Origin of the sequence: Xylophilus sp. GW821-FHT01B05 (assembly GCA_038961845.1) — a bacterium.
Classification (GTDB): Bacteria; Pseudomonadota; Gammaproteobacteria; order Burkholderiales; family Burkholderiaceae_C; genus Xylophilus.
Genome location: CP152408.1, coordinates 3,035,248 through 3,056,626, shown reverse-complemented (window position 1 = coordinate 3,056,626; position 21,379 = coordinate 3,035,248). Strand labels below are relative to the sequence as shown.

Genomic DNA, 21,379 nt, shown 5'->3' with positions numbered 1-21,379 from the left:
GCGACACTAGGCCTAGAGCTTGGCCAGCCGCTCCAGCGCGGCGTGCAGCGTTTCTTCCTTCTTGGCGAAGCAGAAGCGCACCACGCGCTGTTCCGTGCCATCACCATAAAAGGCCGACAGCGGGATCGCCGCCACGCCATGGGTGCGGGTGAGCCATTGGCAGAAATCGGCCTCTGACAGATCGCTGATCGCGGCAATGTCCACGCACTGGAAGTAGCTGCCCTCGCTGGGCAGCAGCCGAAAGCGCGTGGCCGCCAGGCCGGCGCGGAACAGATCACGCTTGGCGCGGTAGAACGCCGGCAGGTCCAGGTAGGGCGCCGGATCGCGCAGGTACTCGGCCAGGCCCACCTGCATCGGCGTGTTGACCGAGAACACGTTGAACTGGTGCACCTTGCGGAATTCTTCCATCAGCCGCGCCGGCGCCGCCACATAGCCGATCTTCCAGCCCGTGACGTGAAAGGTCTTGCCAAAGCTCGACACCACAAAGGCGCGCGCTGCCAGGCCAGGGAAGCGCGAGGCGCTCTGGTGCTCGCCGTCGAACACCATGTGCTCGTAGACCTCGTCGCTGATCAGCAGCACGTCGGTCGGGGCCAGCAGCGTCTGCAACTGCAGCATCTCGTCCTGGGTCCAGACGGTGGCGCTGGGGTTGTGCGGCGAGTTGGCAATCAGCGCCCGGGTGCGCGGCGTGATGGCTGCGGCGATCCGCGCGAAGTCCGGGCGGAAGCTGCCGGGCGTGAGCGGCACGCGCACCACGGTGCCGCCGGCCAGCTCGATGTTGGGCACGTAACTGTCGTAGCAGGGTTCGAGCACGATCACCTCGTCGCCCGGCCGCACCACGGCCAGGATGGCGGTGAGGATGGCTTGCGTAGCGCCGGCGGTGATGGTGATCTCGGTCGCCGCGCTGTAGCGGCGGCCGTGCAGTACATCGATCTTGGCCGTCACGGCCTCGCGCAGCGCCGGTACGCCGGCCATGGGCGGATACTGGTTGGCGCCGTTGCGCATGGCGTCGGTCACCGCCTGTACCAGGCGCGGATCGCAGTCGAAGTCGGGAAAGCCCTGGCCCAGGTTCACCGCGCCGGTCTCGGCCGCCAGGGCAGACATCACGGTGAAGATGGTCGTGCCCACGCCGGGCAGCTTGGTAGTGAGCGGCGGGGTCACGGCCGCGTCGAAAGTCGTAGCAGAGGGCTGGGCAGACATCGTTATTGGTTCAGAGGTCGTAGTCGTCGAAGCGGCCGGAAAGCGCCTTGAGGATCAGGTCGCGGCTCAGGCGGTCGCTCAGCAGGGTGGCGAAGTCGTACACAAAGTTGCGCAGATAGGCGCTGCGCTTGAAGGCCAGGCGCGCGACATTGCTGCCGAACAGGTGGCCCAGCGGGCGCACCACCAGATCGGTGTTGGAGTCATCACGCACCGCCATCTCAGCCACGATGCCCACACCCAGGCCCAGGCGGACATAGGTCTTGATGACGTCTGAATCAATCGCCTCCAGCGCGATGCGGGGCGTGAGCTTGCGCGCGGCAAAGGCCTGGTCGATGCGCGTGCGGCCGGTGAAGGACGGGTGGTAGGTGATGATCGGCTCGCGCGCCAGGTCTTCCAGGCTCAGGCGCTCGATCTGGGCCAGCGGATGGTCCACCGGCATCACCAGCACATGCTGCCATTCGTAGCAGGGCAGGGTGACCAGGTCGGCATAGTCAGCCAGTGATTCGGTGGCAATGCCGATCTCGGCCACCTCGTCCAGCACCATGCGCGCCACCTGGTCGGGCGCACCCTGGTGCAGGCTGACATTGACCTTGGGATAGGCCTCGCGCAGCTTGGCTACCGGCACCGGCAACACATAGCGGGCCTGGGTGTGGGTGGTGGCGATGGACAGCGTGCCGCTGTCCTGGGCACTGAACTGCTCGCCAATGCGGCGCAGGTTGTTCACCTCGCGCATGATCAGCTCGATGCTCTTGAGCACATGCTGGCCGGGCTCGGTGATGCGCTTCAGGCGCTTGCCGTGGCGGGCGAAGATCTCGATGCCCAGCTCTTCCTCCAGCTCGATGATGGCCTTGGAGACGCCCGGCTGCGAGGTGTGGAGCGCCTTGGCCGCCTCGGTGAGGTTCAGGTTGCGGCGCGCTGCCTCCTGGACGAAGCGGAACTGGTGCAGGTTCATGCCGGTCGATGATTGTGGAAGGCCCGCATTATGGCGGGCGCCGGGGTGATTTCAGCCGACGGCGATAGCGGCCATCAGCTCCAGCAGTTGCGGATGCTCGCCAATGGCGGCCTGCAGCTCGAATTGCACGCCCGGATATTGCTGTCGCAGTGCCTCCACCAGGGCTGGCAGGTCTTCCCGCGCATGCCGGCCCACGCCCAGAAACATCGGCACGACGCGGATGTCGGTGGCGCCACCGTCGACCAGGGCGGTTGTCACGCTGGGAAGGTCGGGCTCGGTCAGCTCAAGATAGGCGCAGGCCACGGCCACCTCGGGCGCCAATGCCTGTGCGCGGGCCGCCACCGCCTCGATCGGCAGGCGCCACAGCGGGTCGCGCGAGCCGTGGCCAAACAGCACGACGGCCCGGCGCGTCATCTTCGCAGCACTAGCCAACTGAAGGCCGCCAGCGACAACACGCTGTAGATCATGCCCGGCGCAGCCGCCGTAAGCCAGGGCAGCCAGTTCTGAATATTGCCCACGTAGCCGAACACGTTGTTCAGCAGGAAGAAGCTCACGCCCGCCATCACGCCGCCAAAGACATAGGTGGCGATGCCGCCCGAGCGAAAGTGCAGGTAGGCAAAGGGCAGGGCCAGCACCACCATCACCAGGCAGGAGATTGGGTAGAACACCTTGCGCCAGAACTGGATCTCGTAGCGCTGGGCCGCCTGGCCGTTGGCGTCGAGGTGGCGGATGTACTGGAACAGGTCCAGCGTGCTCATGCTGTCGGGCTTGAGCAGCGCCGCGCCCACCATTTCGGCGGTGATATTGGTGGGCCACAGCAGGGTGGGCTCGCTGCTGCGCTCGATGCGGGGCTGCGGGTCCTGGGTGCGGAACTGGCTGCGCTGCACGTTCTCCAGCGTCCAGGCCTCGTTCGGGCCGAAGTGCGCGCTTTCGGCCAGGATCTGGGCTGACAGAAAGCCGCGCTGGTCGAATTCAAAGATGCGTATGCCTTGCAGCGTGCCATCCGGACGCAGCGCGCGCACGTTGGCGGCATACGAGACATCGCCCTGGCGCTCGCGCAGCCAGGCGCCGGTTTGCCCGATGGTGATCTGCCCCTGGTAGCGCGCCTTGACCAGTTGCGCCGCACGGTCGGACGCGGGCGCCGCATAGTCGCCCACCGCAAAGGTCAGCAGCACGAACACCAGGCCAAGCGAGAGCAGGGTGCCCAAGGCCCGCCAGGGCCCCAGGCCGCTGGTGCGCAGGATGGTGAATTCAGAGCTTTGCGCCAGCCGCGCCATGACGAAGATGGTGCCTATCAGCACCGTGATCGGCAGCAGCTCGTACAAGTGGTCTGGCAGCGACAGCGCCACAAAGAGCAGCGCCTGGGGCAACTGGTACTCGCTGTTGGAGCGGCCGATGAAGCGCAGTTCGTCGACAAAGTCGAAGAAGAAGAACAGTGCCAGAAAGCCCAGCGTGACAAAGGCCACGGCCTTGAGCACCTCGGCATAGAGAAAGCGTCGGATGGTTTTCACGCAGCGGACTTTCTTGCGCCAGGGCGCAGCAGGCTGCGCCAGGACCATTGCATATGCCGCTTCACCAGCAGCAGCAGGCCGCAGACCAGCACGCCACCGTGCATCAGCACCAGCACCTGCCCGAACGAAACCCGGCCGCCCAGCATCCAGCTCTGGCCCAGGTTGAGCAGGTTGTAGTAGATGACGAAGGCGAACAGGGCGAACACCAGATTGCCGCTGTGGCCCGCGCGCGGGTTGACGCTGGAGATTGCCAGCGCCAGCACGACGAAGTTGATGCCGGCAAACACCATGCCTATGCGCCAGGCCAGCTCGGCCTGGTATTCCAGCCCGGGACTGCGCAGCAGCTCCAGGGTGGAGCGCAGCTTGGCGGGGGTTTCTTCCTGGGCGCCGGCCTCGGCGCCGCTGATCACGTTGCCGTACTCGCGGAACTCACTGATCTTCAGGCTCGGGTCGCTGGGCTTGCTCTCCATGCGCTGCCCGTCGGTCAGCACCACGAAGCGCTCACCCTTGATCGTTTCCAGGCGCCCGCTGCGCGCGGAGGTGACCATGTCCTGGCCGTGCTCGCTGGACGTGATGAAGACGTTGCTCGCGGTCTGGCTGTCGGGGGCGGCCTTGTCGATGAAGAACACGCGGTTGCCGCCGGCCGACTCCTGGAACTGGCCCGGTGCCACGCGGTCGATGTCGCCGCGCTGCTCATAGCGGTCCTTCATGTCCTGGATCTGGGTATTGGCCCAGGGCCAGACGCCCAGCGCCAGCACGGCGATCAGCGCCAGCACCGGCCAGGAGAAGCGCATCAGCGGGCCCAGCAGGCTGCCCAGCCCGCGCCCGGCCGACAGCCAGATGACCATTTCGCTGTCGCGGTACATGCGCGACAGCGTGCCGACGATGGACACGAACAGGCTGAGCGCCAGGATGGTGGACAACTGGCTGAGCACGGTATAGCCCATGACCAGCAGGACTTCGGAGGGGTTGACGCTGCCGCGCGCGGCCTGGCCGAGCACGCGGATCAGCATGATCGTCATCACCACGGTGGCCAGCACCACCAGGGTCGCGCCAAAGCTGCGGCCCAGCTCCTTGCGGATGGAGGAATGGAATAACATCGGTTCGAAGGAAAACACGAATTATGGACTTCCAACTCAAGACCCTCGACGCCGCGGGCGCATGTACCGAAAAGACCGATGCCCTTGTAGTGCTGGTGGCTGAAAACGCCAAGCCTGGCGCGGATGCGCTGGGGCGCAGCATTGCCGAGGCGCGCAAGGCCGGCGACTTCGACGGCAAGGCCGGCAAGCTGCTGGCGTTGTATCGGCATGCGGGCATCGCCGCATCGCGCGTGGTGCTGGTGGGCATTGGCGACGGCAGTGCGCGCGCCGTGCGCCAGGCGGTGGCCGCTGCGGTCGGCACGCTCAAGTCGACGCCGGTGCGCCGCCTAGCCCTGTTGCTGCCGGCGGCCGACGGGGCTTGCGTACAGGCCGCAGTGCTGGCGGCCGCCGAGGCCAGCTATGTCTACACCACCACCAAATCCAAGCCCGAGCCGCGCAAGCTCGAGCGCGTGACGCTGGGCGTGCCCGACGCCGCCGCTGCGCGCGAGGATTTCGCCCGCGCCACGGCCACGGTCGCAGGCGTTGAATTCGCCAAGGAATGGGGCAACCGCCCGGCCAACCACGCCACGCCGGCCTTGCTGGCGCAGGCGGCCAAGTCGCTGGCCGCGTCCAAGGCCTCGCGCATCCAGTGCCAGGTGCTGGGCCCGCGCGAGGTGGCCAAGCTGGGCATGGGCTCTTTCATGGCCGTGGCCCAGGGTTCGGAAGAAGAGCTGCGCTTCATCGTGCTGCAGTACAGCGGCGCGGCCAAGGCCGAGGCACCAGTGGTGCTGGTGGGCAAGGGCATCACCTTCGACACCGGCGGTATCTCGATCAAGCCGGCGGCCGAGATGGACGAGATGAAGTTCGACATGTGCGGCGCCGCCAGCGTGCTGGGCACCTTCCGTGCGTTGGCCGAGCTGCAACCGGCCGTCAACGTTGTCGGCCTGATCCCAGCCTGCGAGAACATGCCTGATGGCCGTGCCCTGAAGCCCGGCGACGTGGTCACCAGCATGAGCGGCCAGACCATCGAAATCCTCAATACCGACGCCGAAGGGCGCCTGGTGCTGTGCGACGCACTGACCTACGCCGAGCGCTTCAAGCCGCGCGCCGTGGTGGACATCGCCACGCTCACTGGCGCCTGCGTAATCGCGCTGGGCAGTGTGCACAGCGGCTTGTTCTCCAGCGATGACGCCCTGGCTGACGCGCTTCTGGCGGCGGGCCGGCTGGCGCAGGACCCGTGCTGGCGCATGCCGCTGGACGACGAGTACGCCGAAGGCCTGAAGACCAATTTCGCCGATGTCGCCAATGTGGGCGGGCGCGCGGGCGGTGCGGTGACTGCGGCCAAGTTCCTGCAGCGCTTCACCGGCAAGTTTGCCTGGGCGCATCTGGACATCGCCGGCAGCGCCTGGAAGAGCGGTGCCGCCAAGGGCTCTACCGGTCGCCCCGTAGGTTTGTTGCTAAATTACGTTCTAGCCCAGGCTACACCTAGGCTTTCGGCTATTAAAAAAGTAGCTAAGGGCGTAGCAAAGAAGCCGCGTGCGGCCTGAATGCCGGGCGCTGCCAAGCAAGGTTCGCCATGACTGAAGTGGCTTTCCATTTCAATGCGCCCGACAAGCTGGCCTATGCCTGCCGGCTGCTGCGCAAGGCCCTGGGCGGTGGCGCACGGGTGGTGGTCACCGCAGCGGCGCCCACGCTCGATGCGCTGGACCGCGCGCTGTGGACGTTTTCACCGGTCGACTTCCTGCCGCATTGCCGTGCGACGGGTGATGCGGCTGTGCTGGCCGCCTCGCCCATCGTGCTGGCCGAGGCGGGGCAGCCGGTTCCACACCACCAGGTGCTGCTCAACCTGGGCGAAGAGGTTCCGGCCGAGTTCGGCCGCTTCGAACGGCTGATCGAGGTGGTCGGCCGCGACGACGAGGGCGATCGGCAGCGCGCCCGGCAGCGCTGGAAACACTACGCCGACCGTGGTTACACCATCACCCGGCACGACCTGGCCTTGAAATCCTGATGAGCGCACCTCCTGTTGCCCCGCGTTTCGTCCCGACCCTGACCGAGGTGGTGGATTGGCAGCCCGAAGACGCAGTGCCGGCGCCGCCGCCGGAGGCCCCGGAGCCAACGGTGGATACGGCGGCGGTTCTTGCGCTGGAAGAAGGCATCACGGCGCAGGTGCTTGAGCGGGTCGATCAGACCTTGTCGGGCCGGCTGTCGGACGCAATCACCTTGGTTGTGCTGGAGCAGACCCGCTTCATGCTGCCCCGCCTGCGCGAGGAGATCGCCGAGGCCGTGCGCCGCAGCGTGGAGGATGCGGTTCGCCAGGAGTTGGGCGGCACGCGCTCAGCCGGCGACAGTTGATGTAATTTGCCCCGGCGCACGGGCATCAATCCTCTGGTCGATGCGCGGAAATTGCGATACGGTTGACGGCTCACTCCGTCCTCGGATCGATTCTTTCTACCGGAGATTCCCATGCGCCTGAAGTTGAAATTGACCATGGTCGCGGCGATTGCCGCATCGGCCACCGCCGTGTCCGCCCAGGATGCGCAGGTTGTGCGGCTGGGCCATGTCGGTCCCGTGTCGGGAGCGCAAGCCCACTTTGGCAAGGACAACGAGAACGGCGCCCGCATGGCGATCGACGATCTCAACACCCAGAACATCGTCATCAACGGCAAGAAGATCAGATGGGAGCTGCAGGCCGAGGACGACGCCGCCGACCCCAAGCAGGGCACGGCCGCTGCGCAAAAGCTGTGCGACGCCAAGGTCGCGGGGGTGGTGGGCCACCTCAATTCCGGCACCACCATTCCGGCCTCCAAGGTCTACAACGATTGCGGCATTCCGCACATCACCGGCTCGTCCACCAACCCCGCACTGATGAAGCCGGGTTACAAGACCACTTTCCGCATCATCGCCAATGACAACGCGCTGGGCGCCGGCCTGGCGCTCTATGCGGTTGATACGCTCAAGCTCAAGAAGCTCGCGGTCATTGATGACCGCACTGCCTATGGCCAGGGCGTGGCCGAGGTGTTCAAGAAGTCTGCCGCGGCCAAGGGGGCGACCATCGTCTCCGAGCAGTTCACCACCGACAAGGCTACCGACTTCATGGCCATCCTGACGGCGATCAAGGCCAAGGCGCCGGACGGCGTCTTCTTTGGCGGCATGGACCCGCAAGGTGGCCCCATGCTGCGCCAGCTGGAGCAACTGGGCATGGGCAATGTCAGGTACTTTGGCGGCGACGGCATCTGTACCTCGGAGCTGGCCCGTCTCTCCGGCGGCGCCAAGATCCTGGGCAACGTGGTCTGCGCCGAAGGCGGCACCTCGCTGGCCAAGATGCCGGGCGGCGTGGCCTGGAAGGCGCGCTATGACGCCAAGTACCCAGGCCAGTTCCAGATCTACAGCCCCTACACCTATGACGCGACCATGCTCTTTGCAGACGCCATGAAGCGCGCCAATTCCTGGGACCCGAAGGTCTATATCCCGGTGCTGCTCAAGTCCGAATACAAGGGCGTGACGGCCAATATCGCCTTCGAGCCCAATGGCGACATGAGGAACCCGGCGATCACGCTCTACACCTACAAGGACGGCAAGCGCGTACCGCTGGAGAACTGAGGTTTTCCCTCCCCACAGCAAGGCCACCGCGAGGTGGCTTTTTTGGGCGCAGCACGGCAAGGGCCGCTCCCTATAATCCGCCGCTGGTGAAGAGGCGGCTTTGGTGCGCTGCTTCACCACAGTTCGAAGGTGCCCCGCACGCCGTTTTTTGGCGCCAGGGGTTCAACGGGAAACAGGTGCGTCGTGTCCGTATGGATGTGGCCAGGCCTGTGCTGCCCCCGCAACGGTAAGCGGATCAAGAAACTCTCGGGCCAGCGTGCAACAGCGCTGGCAGCCACTGCGCATCGGCGTGGGAAGGCGAGAGGGTTTCGGTTTCATGCCCTCAGGCATGAAGCGCTCCGCAAGCCCGGATACCGGCCTTCGCGACGATCTTCGGGCGCTGCGGGAGTGCGTTTGTCCGGGCAGGCCGGTGCGCGCGCATCCGGCCCGGCTTTGGCGCATGTCTTCCAGCGTATGGCTCATACGGTGTCCCGCGGGGTTGCGGGGCCGTGCTTGGAACAGACATGCGAAACACGATCTCCCGCAAACGGGTCATCCACAGCAAGAGATTGGCCCATGGCGGCATGGGCTTGGCACGCGGTGCGCAAATGGGCCTGCTGGCCCTGCTATCGGTTGCGGCGGGCGACAGCCTGGCGCAGGAAGCCGACGCGTTGAAGGAAATCTTCGTCACCGCCACGGCCCGCAAGGAAGAGCGCAGCCGCATCGCCGGCACGACCCAATCCATAGACCGGGCGGCCATCGAGCGCTCGACGGCCAAGTCGGTGACGGATCTGCTGGCGGAGAACGCGGTGGGCTTCCTCAGTGAATGGACCGCCGCCCAGACCTCGATCAATATCCGCGGTGCGGCCAGCGATGGGCAGGGGCGCGACTTTCGTAGCCAGGTGCTGGTGCTGGTCAATGGCCGTCGCGCCGGTACGGCCAATCTGTCGAAGTTCAGCACGGCAAATATCGAGCGCATCGAGATCGTGCGCGGCCCCTCTTCGGTGATCTACGGCAGCCAGAACATGGGCGGCGTGATCAACATCATCATGAAAAACGGCCAGAACGCGCCACGCACCCAGGCCGAGCTCGCGACCGGCTCCTGGGGCCTGGTGCAGGGCCAGGCCCAGACCAGCGGCGGCGATGAGCGCATCGACTGGTTCATTGGCGTGGCCGGCGGCCGGCGCGGCGATTACGAGTCGGGCGAGGGCGGCTCGCGCATGGGCAATACCGCCTGGGAGCGCCGTGGTGTCAGCGGCGCCGTGGGCTTGCAGATCGACGATCTGCAGCGCATCGACCTGAAGCTGCGCACCGATGGCGTCTACAACGCCGGCTTTCGCGGGTCGGGCGCCAACCTCTACAGCACGGACAACCGCAGCAACCGCTCGGTGGATGCAAGCTATGAAGGCCGCACCAGCGATGGCCGCACCAGCTGGCTGGCCCACGCCTACGGGCTCACGGACGTGGATGAGTTCAACTGGGCCTCGCCCGTGATCAGGTCTGGCACGCAGGCGGTGCCGGGCACCTCCAGTGACTACAACAAGCGCACGCTGGATGTGGTGGGCACGCGGCTGCAGCCGCGCTTCAAGATCGGTCAGGGCAATGATCTGCTGCTGGGTTACGACTGGGAGCGCAGCCGGCTGCGCTCGGACCGCTTCCGCGTTGCCATGCCGGGCGGCCCGGCCGGGCAGGTGGCGCCCTATGACAACAACCAGACCGAGCACGTGAATGCGCTGTATTTTGAAGATGCGCAAACCCTGCTGGATGAGCGCCTGACGCTGCGCGGCGGCCTGCGCAAGACCTGGGGCCGGACCAGCTTCGATCCCACGCCCAATCTGCCACTGCAGCGCAGCGGCACGCAGTCTTACGACGCCCGAACCTGGTCGGCCGGTGCCACCTGGCGCGCGCTGGACTGGCTCAACTTGCGCACCGGCGCCTCCACCGGCTTTCGCGCGCCGACCGCGACCGAGCTGGCTTCGGATTTCACCGCCGTGGGCGGTGGGCGCACCTTCGGCAACCCTGATCTGCAGCCGGAGACCAGTCGTCAGATCGAGGTTGGTGCCGCGGTCCAGTTGCCGCTGTGGCGGCTGGATGCTGCGCTGTTTCAGAACACCATCTCGAACCGCATCATCACCGTCTCGCGCGGTGCGGCCACCAATACCTCGGACTACCGCAACAACGCCGCCGACATCGTGGCGCGCGGCCTGGAGCTGAGCGCGGACGTGGACCTGGCCAAGCTGCTGGCGCTGGGCGCTGGTGGCCACCGGCTCAACGCCTATGCCAACGGCTATTACAACTTCGAGATGCGCGACAAGGGCGCGGCGGCCGACGCCACGACCAGCCGCGTGCAGCGCATGTACCAGTACGAGGCTGCAATGGGTGTGCGCTATGGCCGTGGCAGCGGCGAGCTGCCCGGCAATTGGGGCGTGCAACTGGCAGCCCTGCTGCGCGGCCCCATGTGGTACGACACCGAAGAAAACCTGCTGATCCCGCAGGGCGAGCCCAACAGCACCTTTATTCACCGCAAGGGCGCATTCACGGTCTGGAACCTGCGCAGCGACTACCGCATCAGCCAGAACGTGCGCCTGTTTGCGGCGGTCAACAACCTGTTCAACATCAACCAGCACCCTGTCTTCATCGCCCTGGACCGCAGCCCCTGCATCGCCAACCCGGCGTTCCAGAATGGCGGTTGTGGCACCTCGATGCCGGGGCGTGAACTGCAGATTGGTTTACAGGCGCGGTTCTAGTGAAGCTCGTGGCGTTTTTGCTGGCCGCTGTTGCGGTGCTGGCGCATGCGGAGCCCATCGTGGTCCGCGATGCGCTGGGCCGCAGCGTGGTGCTGCCTGCAGCGCCGCAGCGCATCGTCACGATCTTCTCGTCCAACACCGAACTGGTGACCTCGCTCGGTCTGGCCGCTCGCATCGTCGGCGTGGAGGATTTCACGCGCTACCCGCCGGAGGTACTGCAGCGGCCCAAGGTCGGCGGCCGGCTGGGCTTCTCGGTGGACGCGGTGGTGGCGCAGCGGCCGGATCTGGTCATCGTCACGCCAGCGCGCCAGGCCGCGCAGCAACTGGTCGATCCCATGGAGCGTATCAGCGTGCCGGTCATGGTGCTGCTGAGCCGTTCGGTTGAAGAGGTGCTGGACAACATCCGCCTGGTCGGCCAGGCCACCGGCGTGCCTGAGCGCGGTGAGGCCTTGGCGCGGGCGCTTACGCAGCGGCTGGAGCAGGTCGCCGCACGGATCACCGGGCAGCCGGAGCCGCGCCTGGTCATGGTCACCGGCCGAATGGGCAATGGCATGCTGCTGGTGGCGCGCGCCGACACCTACACCGGCGAGGCCATGCGCCTGGCTGGCGGCCGCTTTGCGCTGACCGGGCGCGGCGTGGTGCCGCAGGTCTCTCCCGAGAGCATTCTGGCGGCGGACCCTGACGTGCTGCTGTTTGCCGGCACGCAGGCCGCCCTGGACGAACTGGTGCGCCAGCCTGGCTGGCGCGACCTGCGTGCCGTGCGAGACAAGCGCGCAATCACCGTGGCGCGCAGCGAGTTCCTGATCCCCGGCCCACGCACCATAGACGGCATAGAGAAGCTGGCGCGCGTGCTTCATCCGGACGCGGAGGCCTCGCCATGACGCGCCGTGCTTCCTGGTACTTGGCCGGCGCGGTGCTGGTGGCCGCACTGTTGCTGGCCGCCTGCGCCGGCCACGCGTGGGCCACGCCGGCCGATCTCTATCACGCGCTGATGGGTGATGACAGCATGCGCAGCCGCTTGCTACTGCAGTGGCGCCTGCCGCGCGTGCTGGCGGCGGCACTGGTGGGCGCGCTACTGGGCTTGTCTGGCGCGGTATTCCAGGGCGTGTTCCGCAACCCCTTGGCCGAGCCCTACCTGCTGGGCGCCTCGGGCGGTGCAGCGCTGGGCGCCACGGTGGCGCTGCTGGTGCCGCTGGGCTTGCCGCAGTCCCTGTTGCTGCCGGCGCTCGCCTTTGCCGGCGCCTGGGGCGCCACGGTGCTGGTGCTGGGCGTGTCGCGCGTAGCGGGTGCGCTGGATGCGGCCGGCATGTTGCTGGCAGGCGTGGCGATTGCCGCCGTGCTGGGCGCACTGCGCTCCTTTTTGATGCTGGCGCTGTCCGACGAAACCATGAGCCTGCAGGTGGTGATGAGCTGGGTACTCGGCGGCATTCAGACGCCCACCTGGCCGGGTCTTGGCCTGTTGGCGTTGCTGTGCCTGGCCTGCCTGGCGGCCACCGACCGTATTGCGCGCGGGCTGGACCTGCTGGGCCTGGGCAATGTGGCCGCGCAGGGTTTTGGGCTGGATGTGGCGCGCTTCACGCCGCTGGCGGTGATGGTGGGCTCGCTGGTGGTGGCGGTTGCCGTGGCTTATGGCGGGCTGGTGGCCTTTGTCGGGCTGGCGGCGCCGCATATCGCGCGCTGGATGGTTGGGCCCATGCATCGGGCATTGCTGCCGGCCTCGGCGCTGGCGGGTGCCATCGTGGTTACGGTGGCAGACGCCATTGCCCGCAGCGCGCTGCCGCCGGCCGAGATTCCGCTGGGCCTGGTCACCGCCGTCGCGGGTGGCCCTTTCTTCATCGTGTTGCTGGCACGCAGGCTGCGCTCGTGATGCTGCCGCTGGCCCCATCCCGCCTGGAGGCGCGCGGCCTTGGCCTGTCGCGGCGCGGCCGTACTGTGCTGGCCGACGTATCGCTGCGCCTGCCCGCCACGGGCGCGGTCGCCATCATCGGCCCCAACGGCGCAGGCAAATCGACGCTGTTGTCATTGCTGGCTGGCCTGGTGCCGGCGGAGCGGGGCGAGGTGCTGCTCGATGGCCGGCCCATCGGCACGCTGCCCGTGGCCGAGCGCGCACGCGCCATCGGCTTCATGCCGCAGCGCTTTGAGCCGCATTGGGACCTGACGCCGCAAGAGTTGCTGGGCCTGCGGCCGGCGCAGCTTGCGGTGGACGAGGTGCTGGCGCGGGAAGGCTTGGGTGCGCTGCGTGCGCGTCGCTGGTCCACGCTGTCGGGCGGTGAGCAGGCGCGCGTGCTGCTGGCCATGGTGCTGGCACCCGATCCGCCCATTCTTTTGGCAGACGAGCCCGGCGCCAGTCTGGATGTGCGGCACCGCCTGGCCCTGGTCGAGGCGCTGGCCGAGCGCGGCCGCACGCGGCTGGTGGTGGTGGCCATGCACGACCTGGACCTTGCCTTTGCGCATTTCGAACACGTCATCGTCGTGGCCGAGGGAGGTATTGCGGCCACCGGCGACGCCGAGCTGGCCAACGCTCCTTTGCTGGACCAGGTCTTTGGCGTGCGCTTCGAGCGTATCGGTACCTCGCCCGATCTGGTGCTGCGCGCCCGGCGCGCAGAGCAGGAGGCAGTCTGATGCGCATTGACCTGGCCGGCTGGACGCGCGAGGCCACGCAGGGTGATCCGCGTGCCTTCATGGCGCTGTTCGAAGAGGCCGACCGGCTGGGCTTCGACGGCGTCTGGTTCAGTGAATTCCGCCTGCCCAACCCAGCCTGGCCCTATCCGTCGCCGCTGCTGCTGGCCGCCGCAGTGCTGGCGCGCACCGAGCGCTTGCGCGTAGGCACGGCGGTGCTGGTACTGCCACTGCACCATCCGCTGATGCTGGCCGAGGAGATCGCGCAACTGGATTGGCAGAGCGGCGGCCGCATCGATATCGGCCTGGGTCGCGGCACCGAACCCGGTGCACTGCGCGCGCTGCAATGCGATGCCAGCCAGACGCGGGAGCGCTTTGAGCGTGGCTGCCTGCTGCTGCGCCAGGCCCTGAGCAGCGCCCCGGTGCATTCGGCCGATGGGCCCTGGGTGTTCGACGCCATCACGGTCGGGCCGGCACCAGTCCAGCAGCCGCACCCACCGCTCTACCTGACAGGTTCCACGCCTGAGACACTGGCCTTCAGTGTGGCGCAGGGCTTCCCGCTGTTGCTGAGCCTGGAGCCACCGGAGGGCGCGCAGTTGGCGCGGGTGGACGACATATTGGTGCGCAACGCGCTGCCGGCGCAGCCGCTGCGCGGTCGCTCATCCCTTGCGCGCTACGTCTGCATTGGCGCCAGCGCGGCACAGGTGGCAGCGCAGCTGGAAGCGTTGTGGCCGCTGCTGCTACGCAGGCGCCAGCATTTCGCCGGCCTGCGCGGCGTGCCGCCCGAAGACGTGCCACCACTTGATGTGGCACGTGTGCTGCGCGAGCAATTCATCCACGGCGACCCGGCCGCCTGCCACGCGCAAATCCGCGAGCTATGCCAGCGCACCGGCATTCCGCATCTGCGCTGCGTATTCAACGCCAATGGCCTGTGGAGCGACTCTCAGGCCTTGGCCGGCATGCGGCTGTTTGCCCATGAAGTTCTGCCTTTTCTGAGAACCGCCGCTTGAGTGGCGCGCTGGCCCCATCATTCCAACCCTTAGCGTTCGAGAGACCCCCATGCACACCGCGAAGATCCCCGCCACCATCGTCACCGGCTTCCTCGGCAGTGGCAAAACCACATTGCTGCGCCACATCCTGAACAACGCCGAGGGCCGACGCATCGCCGTCATCGTCAACGAGTTTGGCGAGCTGGGCATCGATGGCGAAATCCTCAAGGGCTGCGGCATAGGCTGCGACGAGGACGGTAACGAGCGCGAAGGCACGCTCTATGAGTTGGCCAACGGCTGCATGTGTTGCACCGTCCAAGAAGAGTTCTTCCCCGTGATGCAGATGCTGGCCGAGCGCCGCGACCAGATCGACGCGGTGCTGATCGAGACCTCGGGCCTGGCCCTGCCCAAGCCGCTGGTCCAGGCCTTCCAGTGGCCGGAGATCGCCAACGTCTTCACCGTGGACGCGGTGGTCACCGTGGTCGATGGCCCGGCCACGGCAGCCGGGCAGTTCGCGGCCAACCCGCAGGCCGTTGACGAGCAGCGCCGCGCCGACCCCAACCTGGACCACGAATCTCCCCTGCACGAGCTGTTCGAAGACCAGCTCTCGGCCGCCGACCTGGTGGTGCTGAACAAGGCCGACCTGATCGACGAGACCGCGCGCGCGCAGGTCGAAGCCCTGGTGCGCCAAGAGATCCCGGCCGAGGTCAAGATCGTCACCGCCACCGAAGGCCGGCTGCCACTGGCCCTGCTGCTGGGGCAGGGCCGCGCGGCCGAGACGCAGATCCATCTGCGCACCAGCCACCACGACCATGAAGAAGAGCACGACCACGACGAGTTCGACTCGCTGGTGGTCGATTTGCCCCCAGTGGACCGCGACCGCCTGCTGGCGGCCCTCCAGGAATTGGTGGAGCAGCAGACCATCTACCGCGTCAAGGGCTTTGCAGCAATCCCGGGCAAGCCTATGCGGCTGTTGCTGCAGGGTGTGGGCAAGCGCTTTGATCAGCACTTCGACCGCCGCTGGCAAGAGGGCGAGGCACAGCGCACGCGCCTGGTCTTCATCGGAGCCGACCTGGACGAGGCCGCACTGCGCGCGGCGTTGGCCGGCACCGCCGCATAAGCCTGCCATGCACTTGCTGAGCACGCGGCCCGGTGGCTTTGTGGAGGACGACAGCGTCGTCACCCGGCTCGACCAGACCCCGGCGGAGATCGTGGTGCTCAGCTCGGCCGACACCACCTTGTCGTTGCTGGCCGCGGCCCGCACGGCGCTGGCGGCCTCGGACCCTGCTTACCCCGGGCTGCGGCTGGCCAATCTGCTGCACCTGCGCCAGCCGGCTTCGCTCGACCTGTATGTGGATGAGGTCCTGCAGCATGCGCGGGTGGTGATGGTCGATCACCTGGGCGCCGAATCGGCCTGGCCCTATGGCATCGACCAACTGGAGCGGCTGGCACGTCGCCATAGCCAGCAACTGGCCATGTTCTCGGGCGACTTGCAGGAGGATGCCGCGCTGCTGGGCCGCAGCACCGTGCCGCCCGCGCTCAGCCGCCAGCTCTGGCAGTACCTGCGCGCCGGTGGTGCGGCCAATGCGTTGCAGTTTCTGCGCGCCGTGGCCTTCCACTGCCTGGGCCATGGCGAGGCGCCCCAGCCGCCGCGCAGCCTGCCGCAGGTAGCGCTGCATGCGCCGCGCCTACCGGGCACTGTGGCCGCACATGCGGTGGATGGCATCGACGATCTGCGCGCCCAGTGGCATGCGGGTGCACCGGTGGTGGCCCTGGTCTTCTACCGCTCGCATCTGCAGTCGGGCAATACCGCGGCTTTCGATGCCATGGCGGCCGCCTTGTCTGCGCAGGGCCTGAACCCCTTGCCGGTGGCGCTGGATTCATTGAAGGACCAGTTATGCCTGGCCACGCTGCGCGAACTCTGCAGCGCCAATGCGGTGCAACTGGTGCTCAACACCACGGCTTTCGCGGCATTGGGCGAGGGCGGGGCGCTCGCGGGTGATGCGCCCGTGCTGCAGGTGATCGCCAGCGGCGGCAACCGCGAGGACTGGCTGACCGACAGCCAGGGCCTGCGGCCGCGCGATATCGCCATGCAGATCGTGCTGCCCGAGATGGATGGCCGCATCATCACCCGCGCCGTGAGCTTCAAGGCCAGCGCGCAGCGCTGCCCGCTGACCCAGACCGAGCTGGTGGTCTACCAGGCCGAGCCCGACCGCGTGGCCTTTGTGGCCGAACTGGCGCGGCGCTGGTGCCGCTTGCGCAGCCTACCTGCTGCCGACAAGCGGCTGGCACTGGTGCTGGCCAACTATCCTGGCAGCGAGGGGCGCATAGGCAGCGGCGTGGGCCTGGATACTCCCGCCTCGGTGATGTCCATCCTCTGTGCGCTGCAGGCAGATGGCTACACGCTTGGCGACCCGGCCGCGCTACCAGCCGATGGCGATGCCTTGATGCAGCGGCTGCAACAGGGCATCGCCAATGACCCAGAGCAGTGGCCCTTGCGCCCGGCCTGGCAGAGCTATGCGCTGGCCGACTACCGCCAGCGCCTGCAAGCACTGCCCGAGGGCATGGCTGCCGCCATCGACGCGCGCTGGGGCCCGCCCGAGCAAGACCCCATGCTGCGCCAGGGCCGCTTCATGATCGCCGGGCTGCGCCTGGGCCGGGTGTTTGTCGGCATCCAGCCCGCGCGTGCGCTGGCCGGGCAGGGCGCTGAGGACTACGCCAGCTACCACGATGCCGAGCTGGTGCCGCCGCACAGCTACCTGGCCTTCTACTTCTGGCTGCGCGACGCGTTTGCCATAGATGCCATCGTGCATGTCGGCAAGCACGGCAATCTGGAATGGCTGCCAGGCAAGAGCCTGGCCTTGTCGCAGCACTGCTGGCCCGACGCCATCCTGGGCCCCTTGCCGCACCTGTATCCCTTTATCGTCAACGACCCGGGCGAGGGCGCGCAGGCCAAGCGGCGCAGCCAGGCAGTCATCATCGACCACCTGATGCCGCCCCTGACCCGGGCCGAGAACCACGGCCCGTTGCAGGACCTGGAGCGCCTGGTCGACGAGTACTACGAGGCGCTGCTGGTCGATGCACGCCGCGCCCGGCTGCTGCGCAGCCAGATCCTGGCCGCCGTGCGCGAACAGCATCTGGCAGAAGAGCTATCGCTACCCGCCACCGACGGCTCCGAGGACGCCGTGCTGGCTCGTGTCGATGCCTACCTGTGCGAGCTCAAGGAAACCCAGATTCGCGACGGCCTGCATGTGTTCGGCGCCTCGCCACAAGGCCGGCAGCGGCGCGACACGCTGCTGGCGATTGCGCGCTATCCGGTGGGCGATGGCCTGAATGGCAATGCCGGCCTGCCGACCGCGCTGGCACGCGATCTATTGCCGGCAGACGCCTTCGACCCACTCGACATCGATCCCGCCACGCCCTGGCAGGGCGCGCGCCCAGCGCTGCTGCAGCAGATCAGCACGGACGCCTGGCGCCACCATGGCGACACGCGCGAGCGGCTTGAGCTGCTGGCCTTGCATCTGCTGGATGAGGGGCATGGCCCGCAGGGCTTGCCACAGACGGCCGCCGTGCTGGCGCGTATCGCCAGCACCATTGCCCCGGCGCTGGATGCCTGCGGCACGCAGGAATCGACGCAACTGCTGCGCGGGCTGCGGGGTTGTTTTGTGCCACCCGGCCCAAGCGGCTCGCCTTCGCGCGGGCGGCCAGATGTACTGCCCACCGGGCGCAACTTCTACGCACTCGATACCCGCGCCATTCCCACGCGCACGGCCTGGCTGCTGGGACTCAAGTCGGCCCAGCGGCTGGTCGAGCGGCATTTGCAAGAGCACGGCGACTATCCGCGCGCACTGGGCCTGTCGGTCTGGGGCACGGCCACCATGCGCACCGGCGGTGATGATCTGGCGCAGGCCTTTGCGCTGATCGGCGTGCGCCCGAAGTGGGCGGCTGGCAGCCAGCGCGTGGTCGACTTCGAGGTGCTGCCGCGCGTGGGCCTGGGGCGCCCGCGCATCGACGTCACGCTGCGCATCTCGGGCTTTTTTCGCGATGCGTTTCCGGCAGCGGTGCAGATGTTTGATGCCGCCGTGCAGGCGGTGGCCGCACAGGACGACGAGGACGCGCAAGACAATCCCATCCGCGCCCGCATCCTGCAAGAAAGCGCAGCCCTGCAAGCCCAGGGCCAAGCGCCCGAGGCCGCGCGCGCGCAGGCCGGCTGGCGTGTGTTCGGCTCGCCGCCGGGCCACTACGGCAGCGGCCTGCAATCGTTGTTCCAGCAGGGGCATTGGCAAGACGACAAGGACCTGGCGCAGGCCTATGTCGGCTGGAGCGCCCATGCCTATGGCCAGCAGGCCGAAGGCGCGCCCGCCAGCGCTGCGTTGCAGCGCCGCCTCAGCCAGATGGACGTGGTGGCGCAGAACCAGGACAGCCGCGAGCACGACCTGCTCGACTCCGGCGACTACTACCAGTTCCAGGGCGGTATGGCCGCCGCCGTGCGCCATCTGAGCGGGCGCCAGCCAGCGCTCTACCACGGTGACCACGCCAACCCGCAGGCGCCGCGCGTGCGCACGCTGAAGGAAGAGATCGGCCGCGTGGTGCGCGCGCGGGTGGTCAATCCCAAATGGCTGGACGGCATCAAGCGCCACGGCTACAAGGGCGCCTTTGAGATGGCGGCTACCGTCGACTATCTATTTGGCTTTGACGCCACGGCGCGCGTGGTGGGCGACCACCAATACGCCATGGTGGCCGACGCCTATGTGCTGGACGCCGCCACGCGAGAGTTTTTGAACCAGCACAATCCCCGGGCGCTGCAAGACATGCTGGCACGCCTGCTCGAAGCCATGGACCGCGGCCTGTGGCAGTCGCCAGGCGGCTATCGGCAGCAACTGGAAGACCTGCTGCTGGACCACGAGCAGCACATGGAAGGACCCTCCACATGACAACGGCATTGCCCGCACTCTTTCCCTTTTCTGCACTGGCCGGCCAGCCGCAACTGCGCCTGGCCCTGCTGCTGGCTGCGGTAGACCCGGCGCTGGGCGGTGTGTTGATCGAAGGGCCGCGCGGCACCGCCAAATCGACCGCCGCCCGCGCGCTGGCCGAGCTGCTGCCCGATGCGCCCTTCGTCACCTTGCCGCTTGGCGCCAGCCTGGAGCACCTGGTCGGCACGCTCGACCTGCAGCAGGCACTGGCCGGCCACGCGCTGCGCTTTGCCCCCGGGTTGCTGGCACGGGCGCATGGTGGCGTGCTGTATGTGGACGAGATCAATCTGTTGCCCGACGCATTGGTCGATGCGCTGCTGGACGCCGCCGCCAGCGGCGTCAACAGCGTGGAGCGCGACGGTATCTCGCACCGCCACGCGGCGCGCTTCGTGCTGGTCGGCACCATGAACCCGGAGGAGGGCGAGCTGCGCCCGCAACTGCTAGACCGCCTGGGTCTGTGCGTGCGCCTGCACAACATCGGCGACCCGGCCGAGCGCCTGGCCATCGTGCGGGCCCGGCTGGCTTTTGATGCGGACCCGGAGGGCTTTCGTGCGCAGCATGCGGCCGAGCAAGCCGCACTTTCCCGCCAGCTGCAGCAGGCACGAGCGACGTTGGCCGATGCCACGAGATTGGTCTATGGCGACCACGTCCACGCCGCTGTCAGCACCCTGTGCTTGTCGGCGCAGGTAGATGGCCTGCGTGCCGATCTGGTGATGTTGCGCGCGGCGCGTGCGCTGGCCGCCTGGGAGGGCGCCGCGATCATCACCCCGGTGCATGTGGAGCAGGTGGCCGAGCTGGTGCTGCTGCATAGACGCAAGCCGGGCGCTACGGGCCAGCCGCCCGAGCCGCATCGGCAGGATGATCGCCACGACGCTGAATCGCATGCAGACCTGTCGGATTGGGGCGCCATGCCCCCCATGCCGGTGGGCATCGAGCGCGTGAAACCGCTGCGGCCCCTGATCCCGGCAGACCCGGCAGGTGCCTCCCTAAAAAAAGCCTAGGCCTCCGGCCCATGGCGCCACCCGGTGCGCGCCACGGAGACCGGAGGCAGGGCCAGGACCGTGAGGCTTTCCATGGCATGGCAACGCGCGCCGCGCCCCTGAACTGGCCGCGCACCCTGGTTGCGCGCGGTGCCGGCGCATTGCGCAATGAGCATCTGCGCCGCCAGCCCACGGAGGCGCGCAGCGGCAGCCTGCATTGCTTTGTGCTGGACTGCTCGGCCTCCATGCTGGCGCAAGGCCGGCTGGCACGCGCCAAGGGCCTGCTGCTGGACTTGATGGCCGAGGCCTACCGCCGGCGCGAGCAGGTGGCGCTGCTGTGCTTTGCCGGCAACACGGTAGAGCTGCGCCTGCCGCCGCGCCGTCCCGCCGCCTGGAACGATGGCTGGGTGGCGCCGATTGCAGGCGGCGGCGGCACGCCGTTGGCGCTGGCCGTGGCGCGTGCTGCCCAGCTGCTGCAGCGCAGCCCGGCGCAGCGCCGCTGGCTCTGGCTGCTGACCGACGGCCGCAGCCGTGAAGCACCAGAGCGGCCCGCCGCAGCCGAGATGGCCTGCGTGGTGGACTTCGAAGGGCCGCGCGCCCCGCTGCGCCGTGCCGAGGCACTGGCACAGGCCTGGCGCGCGCAGTACTGGCAGGCTGATGTGCCGGCTTTCACCAACATTCCCGGCAGTAGAAAATATTGATGAAATATGCCTTTAGCCCAGGTGTGGACTGGGCTTATAGCTATCTATTTAA

Annotated in this window: 18 protein-coding genes and 1 riboswitch; of the genes, 13 read left to right on the top strand and 5 right to left on the bottom strand. The window is 67.7% G+C overall.

Annotated features, from left to right (window positions below; translation table 11 throughout):
- Positions 1-12: 12 nt before the first annotated feature.
- Genes AAFF27_14185 through lptF form a run of 5 tightly spaced genes read right to left on the bottom strand, consistent with a single transcriptional unit; the run spans position 13 to position 4,760 of the window.
- Positions 13-1,197, bottom strand: a complete 1,185-nt coding sequence (locus AAFF27_14185) for a pyridoxal phosphate-dependent aminotransferase (protein XAH21179.1) — start codon at positions 1,195-1,197, stop codon at positions 13-15.
- Between the two features lie 10 nt (positions 1,198-1,207).
- Positions 1,208-2,149 (bottom strand): CysB family HTH-type transcriptional regulator, encoded by a 942-nt coding sequence (locus AAFF27_14180; protein XAH21178.1) that lies wholly within the window; start codon positions 2,147-2,149, stop codon positions 1,208-1,210.
- Positions 2,150-2,200: 51 nt separating this feature from the next.
- Positions 2,201-2,563, bottom strand: a complete 363-nt coding sequence (locus AAFF27_14175; GenBank protein ID XAH21177.1) for a CbiX/SirB N-terminal domain-containing protein — start codon at positions 2,561-2,563, stop codon at positions 2,201-2,203.
- Entirely contained in the window at positions 2,560-3,660 is a 1,101-nt protein-coding gene (gene lptG / locus AAFF27_14170) for an LPS export ABC transporter permease LptG (protein ID XAH21176.1), read from the bottom strand. The genes AAFF27_14175 and lptG overlap by 4 nt, the downstream gene beginning before the upstream one ends.
- Positions 3,657-4,760, bottom strand: a complete 1,104-nt coding sequence (lptF, locus tag AAFF27_14165; protein ID XAH21175.1) for an LPS export ABC transporter permease LptF — start codon at positions 4,758-4,760, stop codon at positions 3,657-3,659. Before lptF ends, lptG begins: the two co-directional genes overlap by 4 nt.
- A gap of 23 nt (positions 4,761-4,783) precedes the next feature.
- Here lptF and AAFF27_14160 point away from each other — a divergent pair, with 23 nt between their 5' ends.
- The 13 genes from AAFF27_14160 to AAFF27_14100 all read left to right on the top strand — a co-directional run bounded on the left by AAFF27_14160 (position 4,784) and on the right by AAFF27_14100 (position 21,327).
- Positions 4,784-6,286 carry a leucyl aminopeptidase gene (locus AAFF27_14160; protein XAH21174.1) on the top strand — a complete coding sequence of 501 codons (1,503 nt, stop codon included), beginning with the start codon at positions 4,784-4,786 and terminating at the stop codon, positions 6,284-6,286.
- Positions 6,287-6,315: 29 nt separating this feature from the next.
- A complete protein-coding gene (locus AAFF27_14155) occupies positions 6,316-6,747 on the top strand; it encodes a DNA polymerase III subunit chi (GenBank protein ID XAH21173.1) in 432 nt (143 codons plus the stop codon).
- Positions 6,747-7,091 carry a hypothetical protein gene (locus AAFF27_14150; GenBank protein XAH21172.1) on the top strand — a complete coding sequence of 115 codons (345 nt, stop codon included), beginning with the start codon at positions 6,747-6,749 and terminating at the stop codon, positions 7,089-7,091. Before AAFF27_14155 ends, AAFF27_14150 begins: the two co-directional genes overlap by 1 nt.
- Before the next feature lie 111 nt (positions 7,092-7,202).
- Positions 7,203-8,339 (top strand): branched-chain amino acid ABC transporter substrate-binding protein, encoded by a 1,137-nt coding sequence (locus AAFF27_14145; GenBank protein ID XAH21171.1) that lies wholly within the window; start codon positions 7,203-7,205, stop codon positions 8,337-8,339.
- A 110-nt stretch (positions 8,340-8,449) separates the two neighbouring features.
- Positions 8,450-8,716: riboswitch (cobalamin riboswitch) on the top strand.
- Positions 8,717-8,842: 126 nt separating this feature from the next.
- Positions 8,843-11,065 (top strand): TonB-dependent receptor, encoded by a 2,223-nt coding sequence (locus AAFF27_14140; GenBank protein ID XAH21170.1) that lies wholly within the window; start codon positions 8,843-8,845, stop codon positions 11,063-11,065.
- On the top strand, positions 11,065-11,946 hold the full coding sequence (locus AAFF27_14135) for an ABC transporter substrate-binding protein (GenBank protein ID XAH21169.1): 882 nt from the start codon (positions 11,065-11,067) through the stop codon (positions 11,944-11,946). Before AAFF27_14140 ends, AAFF27_14135 begins: the two co-directional genes overlap by 1 nt.
- Positions 11,943-12,932 (top strand): iron ABC transporter permease, encoded by a 990-nt coding sequence (locus AAFF27_14130; protein ID XAH21168.1) that lies wholly within the window; start codon positions 11,943-11,945, stop codon positions 12,930-12,932. The genes AAFF27_14135 and AAFF27_14130 overlap by 4 nt, the downstream gene beginning before the upstream one ends.
- Positions 12,932-13,687, top strand: a complete 756-nt coding sequence (locus AAFF27_14125) for an ABC transporter ATP-binding protein (GenBank protein XAH21167.1) — start codon at positions 12,932-12,934, stop codon at positions 13,685-13,687. The genes AAFF27_14130 and AAFF27_14125 overlap by 1 nt, the downstream gene beginning before the upstream one ends.
- Positions 13,687-14,694: an LLM class flavin-dependent oxidoreductase gene (locus tag AAFF27_14120; protein ID XAH21166.1), complete on the top strand. Its 1,008-nt coding sequence runs from the start codon at positions 13,687-13,689 to the stop codon at positions 14,692-14,694. Before AAFF27_14125 ends, AAFF27_14120 begins: the two co-directional genes overlap by 1 nt.
- Before the next feature lie 49 nt (positions 14,695-14,743).
- Complete coding sequence (cobW, locus tag AAFF27_14115; GenBank protein XAH21165.1) at positions 14,744-15,793, top strand: cobalamin biosynthesis protein CobW; 1,050 nt, start codon at positions 14,744-14,746, stop codon at positions 15,791-15,793.
- Positions 15,794-15,800: 7 nt separating this feature from the next.
- Positions 15,801-19,607 carry a cobaltochelatase subunit CobN gene (cobN, locus tag AAFF27_14110; GenBank protein XAH21164.1) on the top strand — a complete coding sequence of 1,269 codons (3,807 nt, stop codon included), beginning with the start codon at positions 15,801-15,803 and terminating at the stop codon, positions 19,605-19,607.
- A complete protein-coding gene (locus tag AAFF27_14105; GenBank protein XAH21163.1) occupies positions 19,604-20,647 on the top strand; it encodes an ATP-binding protein in 1,044 nt (347 codons plus the stop codon). Before cobN ends, AAFF27_14105 begins: the two co-directional genes overlap by 4 nt.
- A gap of 77 nt (positions 20,648-20,724) precedes the next feature.
- Positions 20,725-21,327: a VWA domain-containing protein gene (locus AAFF27_14100; GenBank protein XAH21162.1), complete on the top strand. Its 603-nt coding sequence runs from the start codon at positions 20,725-20,727 to the stop codon at positions 21,325-21,327.
- Positions 21,328-21,379 lie beyond the last annotated feature (52 nt).